Below are 12,557 nucleotides of genomic sequence, written 5' to 3' on the forward strand. Positions count from 1 at the left end.
TTAGTTCCTATTTAGGCAGTTTAAGTCGCTAAAAGCAGTCTGAAGACGCTTAACCATGCTCTCCTCGCCACTTCTTAGCCATTTCCTTGGATCGTAGTATTTTTTATTTGGCTTATCATCGCCCTCTGGGTTGCCGATCTGCCCTTGCAAGTATGCTCTATTTTTGGCCTCATACTCGCGCACGCCGTCCCAAAATGCCCACTGAGTATCGGTGTCAATGTTCATCTTGATAACGCCGTAGCTTACAGCATTTTTGATATCTTTTAGCTCGCTACCGCTACCGCCGTGAAATACAAAATTTACTGGCTTGTCGCTTTTTGTGTTAAATTTTTTAGCGACATAGGCTTGTGAGTTTTTAAGAATTTCTGGTCTTAGCACGACATTGCCCGGTTTATAGACACCATGAACGTTGCCAAAACTAGCTGCAATACTAAATTTATCGCTTATCTTGCTTAGTCTTTCATAAGCAAGCGCGACATCCTCTGGCTGGGTGTAAAGAAGTGCGTTATCAACGCTTGTGTTATCTACGCCATCCTCTTCGCCACCAGTGACGCCTAGCTCGATCTCTAGGCTGATACCAAGCTCGCTAAGTTCTTTTAGATACTTCTCGCACGTGCTTAAATTTTCGTTGATATTCTCTTCACTAAGATCAAGCATGTGAGAGCTAAAAAGTGGCACGCCGTGAGTTTTTTTATACTCATGACTTGCTTTTACTAGCTCATCTATCCAAGGCAAAAGCTTTCTAGCAGCGTGGTCTGTGTGTAAGATGACTGGCACGCCGTAAGCCTTAGCCAGTAAATGGACATGCTTTGCTCCAGCGATCGCACCAAGAACGGCTGCGTTTTCGCAGGCTTTACCAGCGTAAAAACCTGCACCGCCATTACTAAACTGAACGATAACAGGCGAGTTAGCAACCTTCGCTGCCTCTAAAACAGCATTTACTGAGTCGCTACCTACGACATTTACAGCAGGTATTGCAAAACCTTGCTCTTTGGCATAAGCATAAAGTTTTGTTACATCATCTCCGCTTAAAACACCAGGTTTTACGATATCTAAAACGCCCATTTTATCCTCCAAATTTTATTTGTATTCTATCTTTGCTTTTTGGCGTAGAGCTTCACTTTTTTGTCTAACAGCAGCTTGGAATTTCTCCATTTTTACAGCTTGCTCGATCTCTGGTTTTGCTTGTTCAAAGCTTACAGTGCCAGCTGCCTTGCCATCTTCTTTTAAGATAACGTGGTAGCCAAACTGAGTTTTAACTGGCTTAGTCGAAACTGTGCCATTAGCCATTGAAAATGCTGCGTCTGCAAAAGGTTTTACCATTTGGCTTTGACCAAACCAGCCAAGCTCGCCACCGTGTGCTGCTGAGCCTTTGTCGATTGATTTTTGGCTTGCTAGCTCTGCAAATTTCTTAGTTAGCGCCTCGCCTTTTAAATTTTTAAGTTGAGCGATTATGTCATTTGCTGTCTTTTCATCTTCAACTAAGATATGTCTTGCTCTTGCTTGAGCTGGTTGGTTCATGCTAGCTTTGTTTTTGTTGTAAAAATCTCTTAAATCGCTATCGCTTACTTTTATGCCGTCAAATAATTTTCTCATATAAAGTTCAACTGCGATACCTTCTTGTGCAGCTTTTACAGCCTTGATGTAATCAACATCTTTTTCAATGCCTGTCGCTTTTGCGTCTTTTAAAAGAAGTTTTCTGTTGATTAGATCGTCGATTATACGTTTTTTCTCATTTGGTTGAAGCTTGCTAGCGTCAAATCCTGGCATAGCTGCTGATAAAAGTGCTGAGATATCGCTATCATTTATAGCATCGCCATCAACTGTTGCAACTACTGCTGCGTTTAGAGTGACAGCTGCAGCTAAACTTAAAACTGCTGGAAACAAAAATTTTTTCATATAAATCCTTTAAAAAATTGATTTTATTGGCAAGATTATAGCAAATAATGCGGTAACTTTTCGTTTAACTTGCAATTTTAGGTAAAATAGCCAAATGAGAACAAAAAAAGATATTTTAGAGATAAAAAAAAGGCTTTTAGAAGAGTTTAAGGACGCCAAAAGCGAGCTTAAATTTAGAAATTTATATGAACTTCTTGTCTGTGTCATGCTCTCAGCTCAGTGCACAGACAAAAGGGTAAATTTGATCACGCCTGCCCTATTTGAAGCATATAAAGATGTTTTTGAGCTAGCAAGCGCAAATTTAGCCAGTCTAAAGCTCATGATAAACTCATGCAGCTTTTTTAACAACAAAGCGGTAAATTTGATCAAGATGGCAAACAGCGTTGTCGAGCTTTATAACGGAGAAATCCCACTTGATGAAGAGAAGCTAAAAGCCCTTGCTGGAGTTGGGCAAAAGACCGCTCACGTCGTGCTTTTAGAGGCGACAAATGCAAACGTAATGGCTGTTGATACGCATGTTTTTAGGGTATCACATAGACTTGGCTTAAGCGAGGCAAAGACACCAGAAGCGACAGAAGAGGATCTAAGCCGTGCCTTTAAAACTGATCTTGGCAAGCTTCATCAAGCGATGGTTCTTTTTGGGCGCTACACATGTAAGGCTAAAAAGCCACTTTGTTTTGAGTGTATTTTAAACGATCTTTGCAAAAGTAAGGATAAGGCTATTTAGATTTTCTCAAGCTTTGCTAGGAAATTTTTAGCATTTATAAAGCCGATCGTTCTAAGTGATTTTTGCTCTTCGCCGTCTTTAAAAAGTAGAAGTGCAGGCGGATCGATTAGCCCAAAATTTCTTAACATCTCATCGTTTTGCGCCCCGCCACTTGTCACGTCGATGCGAATAAGCGTAAATTTTGCCAAAGCATTTTTCACGCCAGCATCCTTAAAAGTGATGTGCTCTATCTCTTTGCAGCTAGCGCACCAGTCGGCATAAAAATCCACAAGTACTGGCTTGCTAGAGCTTTTTATCATCTCATTTAGCTCGTTTAAATTTCTAGCTTGTTTGAAATTTAGCTCGCTCTCGTTTTTGGCTAAATTTAGTCCAAAAAGTGGCGAAAACGCGTCTTTTGAGCCCAAAAATGCGCCGATTATCAGCATGAGCGAGTAGATAAAAACTAGCACGCAAAGCGCTTTTTTAAATTTAGCCCAGCCGTTATTTGCTGCCTCAAACGCTCCAAGATAAATGGCCGCAAAGACGCCTATGACGCCATATCCTAGTAGCTCAAAAAACGCTCCTAGCACGCGTGCTAGGATCCAAACTGCCATGATGAGCATCAAAAAGCCAAAGAGTTTTTTAACTTCATCCATCCAGCCACCAGGCTTTGGCAAGAGCTTGCCAGAGCTTAGCCCTATCACGAGAAGCGGTGCGCCCATGCCTAGCCCCATAACAAAGAGCATGATGCCCCCATAAATGGCGTCTCCGCTTTGCGCGATGTAAAGAAGTGCGCCTGCTAGCGGTGCTGCCACGCAAGGCGAGACGATAAGCGCTGAGGCAAAGCCCATGATGAAAACACCGATGAGACCTGAGCTGTTTTGTGACTTTTTGTTGATTAAGTTTTCAAATTTTGACGGCAGTTTGATGTCGTAAAAGCCAAACATACTAAAGCTTAAGATGACAAAAATGGCCGCAAATGCGCCAAGTACGTAGATGTTTTGAAGTGCTCCTGCGATGCCAAAGCCAAGCAGGCTTGCCCCAACGCCAGCAAGTGCGTAAGCAAGGCTCATCGCAACGACATAGACTAGCGAGAGCAAGAAGCCTTTTTTGGCATTTAGGCTGCCGCCCTTTGAGACGATGATGCTTGATAAGATCGGTATCATCGGGAAGACGCAAGGTGTGAGCGAGAGTAGGAGACCGTAGCCAAAAAATGTTGCAAGCGAGATAAAAAAGTTTTTGCTACTTAGCTCGTTTGCGATGCTTTGATCTTCTGAAAGCTCGGTAAATTCAGGATTGGTTTCATCTTTTTGCTCTTTTTCAAAGGCTATGATACTAAATTTGCCAAATTTCTCAAAAATGTCATAAATTTTGTTTTGTGGGCGGTAGCAAATGCCATTTTTAGCACAACCTTGATAACTTAAATTTAGCCTAGCACTGCCGTTTTTAAGATGCTCTTTTACTAAATTTAATGGGATAAACAGTGAAAAATCTTTTGGGTAAATTTCATATTCGCCGGTGTTTTCACTCTTTGGCATATTTAGGAGGCTGTTGATCTTCTCTTCGCCAAGCTTAACCTCAAAGCTATCTTTGTAAAGATAGATATTTTCGCCAAATTTAAACTTGATCTCCGCGCCTTGTTCATCGATACTTGGGCTTAAAACAAATGCCTTACTAACGTCTAAAACCTCGGCAAAAAGCGAGCCTGCAAACAAAATGAGAGAAAAAATAAATTTAAAAAACATGCTAATCCTTGCTAAATCAAAAGAAATGATTTTAGTCTAAATTCTTAAATTTATTCTATTTTATAGTAAAATCGTGAAAAAGCGTGAAATTTTCAAAAGGAGCAATGATGTCAAAAGATAAAAAGCACCAAAAGAGCGATAAACTTGGTTATGAAGAAGAGCTAAGGCTGCTTCAGATAGAACTTTTAAAATTCCAAAATCATGTCAAAGACAAGGGGCTTAGAGTGCTTATGCTAATGGAGGGTCGAGACGCAGCTGGCAAGGGTGGCACGATAAAACGCCTAACTGAGCATCTAAATCCGCGCGGTTGCCGTATCGTGGCGCTTACAAAGCCAAGTGACGTTGAAAAAACTCAGTGGTACTTTCAAAGATATGTGACGCATCTGCCAAGCGCTGGTGAGATAGTGATCTTTGATAGGAGCTGGTACAACAGGGCTGGAGTTGAGCCAGTGATGGGCTTTTGCACGCAGGCTGAGCATAAAGAGTTTTTGCGTGAGGTGCCAAAATTTGAAGAGATGATCATAAACTCAGGCATCATTTTCTTTAAAATTTACCTCTCTATCACAAAAGAGGAGCAAAAAAAGCGTTTCAAAGAGCGTCTAAATGACCCGCTAAAGCAGTTTAAGATCTCTCCAGTAGATCAAAAAGCGCAAGAACTTTGGGATCAGTACTCCATCGCCAAATACTCGATGCTACTTGCCTCTCACAACAGCATCTCGCCGTGGGTGATCGTTTCAAGCGACAATAAAAAAGAGGCTAGGCTAAATGTCTTTAAATTTATCCTAACTCATGTCGAGTATCCAAAAAAGATAGATGAGTATCTAAAATACGATAAAAGCGTCGTGAGAGATGGAAGCGAGGAGATCAAGCGCATAGAAGAGGGACTAAATAAAGATAAGCTAAAGAGCATAGACTAAATTTATTTGGGCTTGGCTGTAAATTTTAGCTTAAATTTACAGCCAAATTTTACTGCTAAACCCACCACATAAATTTAGCCAAAACGACCATTATCAAACAAAGCACAAGGGCTATGAGGTGTGAAAATTTGCCAAATGGATCTGGCTTTTTTAAGATAGTGACATTAAAGACAGAGATGAAAGTGATAAGACACATTAGAAGCAAAACCGCGATCTTTGCTAGCAAGAGCTTTTGAAAGTTGCTCTGCCACCAACCATGCTCGCCTCCAAGATAGTCCTTTGCCATATATGCCCCGCTTATCAAAAGTAGTAAAAATGCCGTGCCAAAAACCTTTGCACTGCCTTTTGTGTAGGCTTTTTTGACAGCTTCAAGAGTTTGAGGACTTATCGTTTTTTTGGCAAATGGATATATGCAAACATCAAAAAATACATATCCTATAAAGATAATGGCACAAACTAAATGCGTAATTAGAGAGAAAAGATACATTTTTTGCCTTTTTTGTTTGGCATTATATTGGGTTTATTTGAAAGGATTGCTGATTTGGATTAAGGGTGTGGATGTAAAATTAAAGAGCAAGGCTGATGCCCTGCTCTAGGAGTTTTACTCGACTTCAGCGTCTATGACGTCGTCGTCTTTTTTGTTATTTCCGCCGTTTGCACCAGCGTTTTCATCTTTTTTATACATAGCTTCTGCTAGTTTGTGGCTAGCTTTGCTTAGAGCTTCTACTTTTGCATCGATTTGCTCTTTTGAAGAGTTTTCATCTTTTAGAACTTCTTTTAGATCATTTAGCGCAGCTTCGATGTTGCTTCTATCATCAGCTGGAACTTTCTCGCCAAGCTCGCTCATGCTCTTTTCAGTTTGATGAACAAGCGCGTCTGCTTGGTTTCTAGCTTCAACTGCGTCTTTGCGTTTTTTATCCTCTTCTTTGTGAAGCTCAGCATCTTTTACCATGCTATTTATCTCATCTTCACTAAGACCGCTTGATCCTGAGATAGTGATGTTTTGGGCTTTGCCAGTCGCTTTATCTTTTGCTGAAACGGTTAAAATTCCGTTTGCGTCGATGTCAAATTCAACTTCGATTTGAGGCACACCTCTTGGAGCTGCTGGGATGCCTTCAAGATTGAAGTTGCCAAGTGATTTATTATCCCTTGCAAACTCACGCTCACCTTGTAAAACCATGATAGTAACGGCACTTTGGTTATCTTCAGCAGTTGAGAAGACTTGGCTTTTCTTAGTTGGTATAGTTGTGCCTTTTTCGATGATCTTAGTCATCACGCCTCCAAGTGTCTCGATACCAAGGCTAAGTGGAGTAACGTCAAGAAGTAGAACATCTTTAACGTCGCCTTTTATAACCGCACCTTGGATCGCAGCACCGATAGCCACGACTTCATCTGGGTTCACGCTCTTATTTAGCTCTTTGCCAAATGCTTTTTTAACCTCTTCTTGAACAAGTGGCACACGAGTTGAACCACCGACCATTACGACCTCTTTGATGTCGCTCTTGCTTAGACCTGCATCTTTGATGACTTCATTTATCTTAGTGATAGTCTCGCCCACAAGTGAGTCGATCATGCCTTCAAATTTAGCGCGAGTTAGCTTTTTGACAAGGTGTTTTGGACCAGTCGCGTCAGCTGTGATAAATGGTAAATTTATCTCAGTCTCTTGAGCTGAGCTTAGCTCTTTTTTAGCATTTTCAGCTGCTTCTTTCAAGCGTTGAAGTGCCATGATATCGCCTTTTAGATCGATACCAGTTTCGTTTTTAAACTCACTTACTAGCCAGTCGATGATCTTGTTATCAAAGTCATCACCACCTAAGAATGCATTACCGCCAGTTGCCAAAACTTCAACGATATTATCGCCAGTTTCAAGCACTGTAACGTCAAATGTACCACCACCTAGGTCATAAACTAAAATTTTCTCAGCCTCTTTTTTATCAAGACCATAAGCAAGCGCCGCAGCTGTTGGCTCGTTGATGATACGAAGTACGTTTAGCCCTGCGATCGTTCCAGCCTCTTTTGTAGCCTTTCTTTGGCTATCGTTAAAGTATGCAGGCACAGTGATAACTGCGTCTGTCACACTCTCGCCAAGATATGCTTCAGCGTCTTCTTTTAGTTTGATAAGAATTTTTGCTGAAATTTCTTGCGGAGTATAGACCTTGCCAGCGATCTCAACCGCGCAAGCACCGTTTCTATCTACGACATGATATGGCAAGCGAGCCTTTGCCTCTTCAGCATTTTTTTCATTACTCATCAAACCCATGATACGTTTGATAGAATATATCGTTTTTTCAGGGTTTGTAACTGCTTGACGTTTTGCGACGTCACCTACTAGAATTTCACCTTTGTCTGTAAAAGCAACAACAGATGGAGTTGTGTTTTTGCCCTCTTTGTTTGGGATAACCTTGCTCTCGCCGCGCTCAAAAACGCTCACACAAGAGTTTGTTGTACCTAAGTCTATACCTATAACTTTTGACATATTTTTCCTTTATTAGATTTATTTTTTAAATTTAGTTTGCCACACTGACCATAGCTGGGCGCAAAACCCTACCATTTATCATATAGCCTTTTTGTAAAGCTTGCACGATCTGACCGCTCTGCTTCTCCTCGCTATCGACCCTTAAAACGGCATTATGCACATTCGGGTCAAACTCGGCATCAGTTGCGATCTCGCTCACGCCATGCTTTTCAAAACATTTCTTGAACTGATTTATCGTTATCAAAATGCCCTCTTTGATCTTTTTAGCAAATTCATCATCCTCTGGGTCAAAATTTGCAGCGATCTCAAGTGCATCGATGACTGGTAGCAAGTCCCTTGCAAATTTCTCATTTGCATAGCTTGCAACATCTGCTTTCTCTTTTTCATAACGCTTTTTGATATTTTCAAACTCAGCATTTGCTCTGTAATATTTATCAGTGATCTCGCCAAGCTCTTTTTCGAGCTTCTCCACTTTTGAGATATCGCCAAGTGCGTCTAAATTTACGCTATCGCTAGCTGCCTCTTGCACAGGCTCGACCTCAGGTAGATTTTGCTCTTTTACCTCTTCGCTCACGCGGCCTCCTTTATTAGATTTATAAATTTCACATAATCAGTATAAACACTGCCAGCACAGATCATCTGCGCCTCGCTACCAAGGTAGTTTGCTTTAAATTTAAGCCCCATGTAATTTTCGTCAAACATAGGAGAAAATGTAAGCTTTTCGTCCATCTGCAAGCTAAAACTTGGGTCAAAAACCATCTTAAAGCGTCTATCCTTAAACATATCAAAGGCTAAAATTTCGTTTTCTTGGAAGTAAATTTTAGTCCTTTTAAGCTCTCTTATCTTGTTTTTTAGTTCGCTTAAGCCAACTTGAGAACAGATAGGCTCAAGCTTGTCTAAACTAACTCCGATAAGGTTGTTTAAAAATTTATACATCCTAGCGTCAAATTTGATGACGATCTCATCGCCACTAAAATTTAAAATTAGATATCTATCATTTAAATTTAAAATTTCTAGCAACTCCTTATCGATCGTGCCAAAAATCATACAATAAAGCTCAAACTCATCACAGAGCATCTTTAGGCTTCTTGGGTCATTTATCTCTAAATTTATGTCGCTCTCAGTAAAAATTTCACTCCAATATCTTCTCATCGCAGCGATAGTTGGGATCCTGCCGCCACTGATGTGAAGCTTTGTGATCTCGCCCTCATCTGAAAGCTTTTTAAAATAAACACGTATCGTCGATGCTGGTATCGCCACGCTCATGCGAGAGCCAAGCTCGTTTGAGCCAATAGGCGCATTGTCCTGCAAATAGGCTTCAATGATAGAATTTAGTATCAAATCGCGTTTATTTGTTTTACTCACTTTTAGCACTCTTTCTTTTTAATTGCTAAGCGGATTATACAACTTTAGTTTATCAATGTCAAGTATATAAGTTAAAAAAATTTATTTATATATATTTAGCCTATATAACTAAACTTTTCTAATGCCTATATTATAAGCTTTGCGTAAAAACAAATAAAATTTAAAGCAAAATAAAAAATTTAACTTCAACATAAAACCCAAAATTTCTAATTTTATTCAAGAATTTAAAAGATTTTTATACGTTTTAACGTATATAATAAATAATTTTTAGTATATTTAATACTTAATATTGATATTTATATACTATTTTACATTATTTATATAATATTTTAAGTATATTTAATGATAAATAACGTATAATTCTTAAATGATTGAAACAAGTGATATATTTAATTTGCTTCACAATGCAGTTGAGGCAAAAAATATTGGTAAGAAAATTTCACAAGCAAAAATGGCAGAGGATCTTGGCGTGCCTATGAGGACATATCAGGACTGGAGACTTGGAAACTCAAAGCCACAAGCTGCTGCTGCTGTTTGCAAACTGCTATGTGAGCTTGACGATGATGAAATATTATTTGTTGTCAATAAGATGAGAAAATTGCTAGGAAAATAGATGGAAAATTTAACACAAAAAGAGAGAATCGACCTTGAGAGCGTTTTTGCAGTCATTTGTACTAAAAAAGAGTCAAAAATTTTAGTCACTTATAAAGATCTATGCTCGGCTGCAGCTTCAAAATTTTATGTAGTTAAAAATAAGATCAAAAAAATAAAATTTAAGAAGATAGAAAAATAACCTAAAATTGAAGCTCTACTCTTAGCTTTATTACAAAAATATTTTTATATCAAGGTCTATAAAAATAAAACTATAAAATACACCAAAATTCTCTTTAATACATATGTTTATTAAAGAGAATTTATTTACATTACTTTTTGCCAAATTTAGCAAGCGCTCTTTGATAGTCCTCTTCGCTATCGATGCCGATACTTTGACTTTCAACCTCCAGCATCGCTATCTTTTTGCCATTTTCTAGGGCGCGCAATTGCTCGAGTTTCTCTGTGTTTTCAAGGCTTGAAGGCAAGAGATCGCAAAACTCTTTTAGGCTCTTTACACTGTATCCGTAGATGCCAAGGTGCGCCTTGTAGCTTTTGCACTCGCTTCTGTTAAATGGTATCCTTGATCTTGAAAAATAAAGCGCATAGCCCTCAAAATCAGTCACCACTTTGACTAAATTTTTATCATCTGCAAACTCATCGTCCATCTTTTTGTAGCAAGAAAACATAAAGGCTTTCTCCTTATTTTGCTCGCAAAATGCCCTGAATTTAGCGATATTTTCAGGCTCTATAAATGGCTCATCAGCCTGAACATTTATGATGATCTCGCTCTCACTTAGCCCCAAAATTTGCGCCGCTTCGTTTATTCTATCGGTGCCACTTTGATGATCTTTGCTAGTTAGCACCGCTTTTATGCCGTGAGCCTTGGCGATATCAAGCACGCTTGGCTCATCCACAGCAACCGCCACATCGTCCACGCCGCTTACTCTAAGAGCCGTCGCCACAAACATCGGCACGCCGTTTATCTCTTTTAAAATTTTATTACTAAACCTTGTTGAGGCAAGGCGGGCTGGGATGATTATCATCGCTCGATCCATTCTAGGACGCACTTTTCGATCTCGTCCTCTTTTATGATATTTTTATGCAAAATTTTCGCGCTAAATAGCAAGTTTATCGAGCTTGGCACGCTGTCATTTAAGATTTTAGCAGTCTTTGCGAGTGCATCTTTTTCATCTTTTGTATCTTTGATCTGGCACGCTTTGATCATGCTTGGCGTAAATTTCACCCAGTGCGCGGTCGATGTGATGACATTTATGCGGCCAGCATCCACCATTTTAAAACAAGTAGCCGTATGCGGATCGATCGCGTAGCCGTCCTTTGCGAGCTTTGCTATGTATGCCTCGCATTCTTTATCGTCGCACCAGCTAGCCTCAAAGTCCTCTTTTAGCGCTTCAAGCTCTTGCTTGCTAAGCTTATAAAATTTATCTTTTGCTAGGCTTTGCATAAGCTCATTTGTTCGCTCACTTCCAAATTTATCAAACAGCAAGCGCTCGACGTTTGAACTGATCAAAATGTCCATAGCTGGGCTTATCGTCTTAACCAGCTTTTTATCCCTTAGGTCATAAACGCCGGTGGTAAAAAACTGCGTCAAGATGTTGTTTGCGTTTGAGGCGATCTTGATCTTGCCGATCTTTGCGCCCATTTTTTTAGCGTAATACGCCCCAAGAGCGTTGCCGAAATTTCCACTTGGCACGATGATGTCAAAGCTCTCGTTTGCCTTAAGTGCCTTTTGTTTTAGCAAATTTGCGTAGGCGTAGGCGTGGTAGATGATCTGAAAGAGAATTCTGCCAAAATTTACAGAGTTTGCCGCGCTTAGCTTAAGGCGCTTTTTCTTAAGCTCAGATTTAAATTTATCATTTGCAAGCAACGTTTTTAGCGCTCTTTGAGCGTCGTCAAAGTCGCCTTTTATGCCAAAAACCTTTAAATTTTCACCCTGCATGGTCTGCATTTGAAGCTTTTGAACCTCGCTCGTGCCGCCATCTGGATAGAGACAGACGACCTTGATATTTTCGTCGTTTGCAAAGGTTTGAAGTGTCGCAGGACCCGTGTCGCCGCTAGTTGCGCACATGATAAGGTATCTTTCGCCCCTCTCTTTTGCTAGCTGGCTAAGCAGCGAGCCAAAGGGCTGAAGCGCCATATCCTTAAATGCCCTAGTTGGGCCGTGATAGAGCTCATTTACGTATAAATTTTTATCTATTTTTTTAAAAATGACTGGATGCTTTGGATCATCAAAGCTTGCATATCTTTTGAGCGCTTTTTTAAAAAACGCCTCTGGCACGTCAAATTTAAATAGCGAGATGATGTGAAGTGCGAGCTTTTCGTAGCTTAGGCTTGAGAGCTCTTGCCACTTTGCCTTTGTGATCTTTGGTAGCTTCTTTGGCGCGTAAAGTCCGCCGTGAGCGGAGCTTGGGCTAAGCATGGCTGTGCTTAAATTTACATTTTTTACCTTTTCATCTTTTACGCTTCTAGTTGGTGTTAGTCTCATTTTTTGCCTTTTTAGTTGATTTTTTTATCCAATTTTCATATTTTTTAAATATCTCTTTTGGCTTAAGTGCCAAAATTTCTGGGGTTTCGTAGCTGTGGTGCTTTCTTATAAATTTAGCTACTTTTTTAAATTTCACGTCTGTTTTTATAAGTAAAATTTGCTCTTTTTCATCACAAAGCTTCTCTTGCCAAAGATAAATGCTCTTTGCGCTAAAGCTACTCACGCAAGCTGCAAGTCCCTTTTCTACGAGCTTTTTGCTTAGTTTTTTTGCCTCTTTTTTCTTTGCGACTGAGGTGATTAAAATTCTCATTTTGATCTAAATTTTCCTTTTAAAAAGTGGCTCATTATAACA

The 12,557-nt window shown here is 39.8% G+C and carries 14 protein-coding genes; 4 read left to right on the top strand and 10 right to left on the bottom strand.

Annotation, left to right across the window (positions count from 1 at the left end; all coding sequences use genetic code 11):
- Together fbaA and HMPREF1019_RS02580 are read right to left on the bottom strand one after the other, a co-directional pair.
- The gene (gene fbaA / locus HMPREF1019_RS02575; protein WP_009294115.1) at positions 1 to 1,065 is read right to left on the bottom strand and encodes a class II fructose-bisphosphate aldolase; all 1,065 of its coding nucleotides are present in this window, start codon (positions 1,063 to 1,065) and stop codon (positions 1 to 3) included.
- Between the two features lie 15 nt (positions 1,066 to 1,080).
- Complete coding sequence (locus HMPREF1019_RS02580; RefSeq protein ID WP_009294116.1) at positions 1,081 to 1,899, bottom strand: peptidylprolyl isomerase; 819 nt, start codon at positions 1,897 to 1,899, stop codon at positions 1,081 to 1,083.
- A 94-nt stretch (positions 1,900 to 1,993) separates the two neighbouring features.
- Here HMPREF1019_RS02580 and nth point away from each other — a divergent pair, with 94 nt between their 5' ends.
- Complete coding sequence (nth, locus tag HMPREF1019_RS02585; protein ID WP_009294117.1) at positions 1,994 to 2,626, top strand: endonuclease III; 633 nt, start codon at positions 1,994 to 1,996, stop codon at positions 2,624 to 2,626.
- Here nth and dsbD read toward each other — a convergent pair.
- Entirely contained in the window at positions 2,623 to 4,350 is a 1,728-nt protein-coding gene (gene dsbD, locus HMPREF1019_RS02590; protein ID WP_009294118.1) for a protein-disulfide reductase DsbD, read from the bottom strand. The two genes, nth and dsbD, sit on opposite strands and share 4 nt — an antisense overlap.
- A 107-nt stretch (positions 4,351 to 4,457) precedes the next feature.
- Between dsbD and ppk2 the strand changes: the two genes are divergently transcribed.
- A complete protein-coding gene (gene ppk2 / locus HMPREF1019_RS02595) occupies positions 4,458 to 5,267 on the top strand; it encodes a polyphosphate kinase 2 (RefSeq protein WP_002942696.1) in 810 nt (269 codons plus the stop codon).
- A gap of 55 nt (positions 5,268 to 5,322) precedes the next feature.
- Here the strand turns inward: ppk2 and HMPREF1019_RS02600 are convergent, their stop codons facing one another.
- The 4 genes from HMPREF1019_RS02600 to HMPREF1019_RS02615 all read right to left on the bottom strand — a co-directional run bounded on the left by HMPREF1019_RS02600 (position 5,323) and on the right by HMPREF1019_RS02615 (position 9,108).
- Positions 5,323 to 5,754, bottom strand: coding sequence for a trehalose-6-phosphate synthase (locus HMPREF1019_RS02600; protein WP_009294119.1), 432 nt, complete (start codon positions 5,752 to 5,754; stop codon positions 5,323 to 5,325).
- A 114-nt stretch (positions 5,755 to 5,868) separates the two neighbouring features.
- On the bottom strand, positions 5,869 to 7,743 hold the full coding sequence (gene dnaK / locus HMPREF1019_RS02605; protein WP_009294120.1) for a molecular chaperone DnaK: 1,875 nt from the start codon (positions 7,741 to 7,743) through the stop codon (positions 5,869 to 5,871).
- Between the two features lie 31 nt (positions 7,744 to 7,774).
- Complete coding sequence (grpE, locus tag HMPREF1019_RS02610; RefSeq protein ID WP_009294121.1) at positions 7,775 to 8,317, bottom strand: nucleotide exchange factor GrpE; 543 nt, start codon at positions 8,315 to 8,317, stop codon at positions 7,775 to 7,777.
- On the bottom strand, positions 8,314 to 9,108 hold the full coding sequence (locus HMPREF1019_RS02615) for an HrcA family transcriptional regulator (RefSeq protein ID WP_009294122.1): 795 nt from the start codon (positions 9,106 to 9,108) through the stop codon (positions 8,314 to 8,316). Before HMPREF1019_RS02615 ends, grpE begins: the two co-directional genes overlap by 4 nt.
- A 367-nt stretch (positions 9,109 to 9,475) precedes the next feature.
- Between HMPREF1019_RS02615 and HMPREF1019_RS02620 the strand changes: the two genes are divergently transcribed.
- Both HMPREF1019_RS02620 and HMPREF1019_RS02625 read left to right on the top strand, forming a co-directional pair.
- Entirely contained in the window at positions 9,476 to 9,721 is a 246-nt protein-coding gene (locus HMPREF1019_RS02620) for a DNA-binding protein (protein ID WP_009294123.1), read from the top strand.
- On the top strand, positions 9,722 to 9,901 hold the full coding sequence (locus HMPREF1019_RS02625; RefSeq protein ID WP_009294124.1) for a hypothetical protein: 180 nt from the start codon (positions 9,722 to 9,724) through the stop codon (positions 9,899 to 9,901).
- A gap of 130 nt (positions 9,902 to 10,031) precedes the next feature.
- On the opposite strand, the gene kdsB is transcribed toward HMPREF1019_RS02625, so the two are convergent.
- Genes kdsB through cutA form a run of 3 tightly spaced genes read right to left on the bottom strand, consistent with a single transcriptional unit; the run spans position 10,032 to position 12,515 of the window.
- Entirely contained in the window at positions 10,032 to 10,745 is a 714-nt protein-coding gene (gene kdsB, locus HMPREF1019_RS02630) for a 3-deoxy-manno-octulosonate cytidylyltransferase (protein ID WP_009294126.1), read from the bottom strand.
- Positions 10,742 to 12,205, bottom strand: a complete 1,464-nt coding sequence (gene thrC / locus HMPREF1019_RS02635; RefSeq protein ID WP_009294128.1) for a threonine synthase — start codon at positions 12,203 to 12,205, stop codon at positions 10,742 to 10,744. Before thrC ends, kdsB begins: the two co-directional genes overlap by 4 nt.
- The gene (cutA, locus tag HMPREF1019_RS10625) at positions 12,186 to 12,515 is read right to left on the bottom strand and encodes a divalent-cation tolerance protein CutA (RefSeq protein ID WP_009294129.1); all 330 of its coding nucleotides are present in this window, start codon (positions 12,513 to 12,515) and stop codon (positions 12,186 to 12,188) included. The genes thrC and cutA overlap by 20 nt, the downstream gene beginning before the upstream one ends.
- Between the last annotated feature and the right edge of the window lie 42 nt (positions 12,516 to 12,557).

The sequence above is a fragment of the Campylobacter sp. 10_1_50 genome (assembly GCF_000238755.1).
Lineage (GTDB): Bacteria > Campylobacterota > Campylobacteria > Campylobacterales > Campylobacteraceae > Campylobacter_A > Campylobacter_A concisus_R.

Excerpts from the sequence above, each read along its gene's own strand:
- HMPREF1019_RS02625 (WP_009294124.1), top strand. The coding sequence starts at position 9,722 with ATGGAAAATTTAACACAAAAAGAGAGAATCGACCTTGAGAGCGTTTTT.
- nth (WP_009294117.1), top strand. The coding sequence starts at position 1,994 with ATGAGAACAAAAAAAGATATTTTAGAGATAAAAAAAAGGCTTTTAGAA.
- cutA (WP_009294129.1), bottom strand. The coding sequence starts at position 12,515 with ATGAGAATTTTAATCACCTCAGTCGCAAAGAAAAAAGAGGCAAAAAAA.
- kdsB (WP_009294126.1), bottom strand. The coding sequence starts at position 10,745 with ATGATAATCATCCCAGCCCGCCTTGCCTCAACAAGGTTTAGTAATAAA.
- dnaK (WP_009294120.1), bottom strand. The coding sequence starts at position 7,743 with ATGTCAAAAGTTATAGGTATAGACTTAGGTACAACAAACTCTTGTGTG.
- HMPREF1019_RS02600 (WP_009294119.1), bottom strand. The coding sequence starts at position 5,754 with ATGTATCTTTTCTCTCTAATTACGCATTTAGTTTGTGCCATTATCTTT.
- fbaA (WP_009294115.1), bottom strand. The coding sequence starts at position 1,065 with ATGGGCGTTTTAGATATCGTAAAACCTGGTGTTTTAAGCGGAGATGAT.
- HMPREF1019_RS02580 (WP_009294116.1), bottom strand. The coding sequence starts at position 1,899 with ATGAAAAAATTTTTGTTTCCAGCAGTTTTAAGTTTAGCTGCAGCTGTC.
- dsbD (WP_009294118.1), bottom strand. The coding sequence starts at position 4,350 with ATGTTTTTTAAATTTATTTTTTCTCTCATTTTGTTTGCAGGCTCGCTT.
- ppk2 (WP_002942696.1), top strand. The coding sequence starts at position 4,458 with ATGTCAAAAGATAAAAAGCACCAAAAGAGCGATAAACTTGGTTATGAA.
- HMPREF1019_RS02620 (WP_009294123.1), top strand. The coding sequence starts at position 9,476 with ATGATTGAAACAAGTGATATATTTAATTTGCTTCACAATGCAGTTGAG.
- thrC (WP_009294128.1), bottom strand. The coding sequence starts at position 12,205 with ATGAGACTAACACCAACTAGAAGCGTAAAAGATGAAAAGGTAAAAAAT.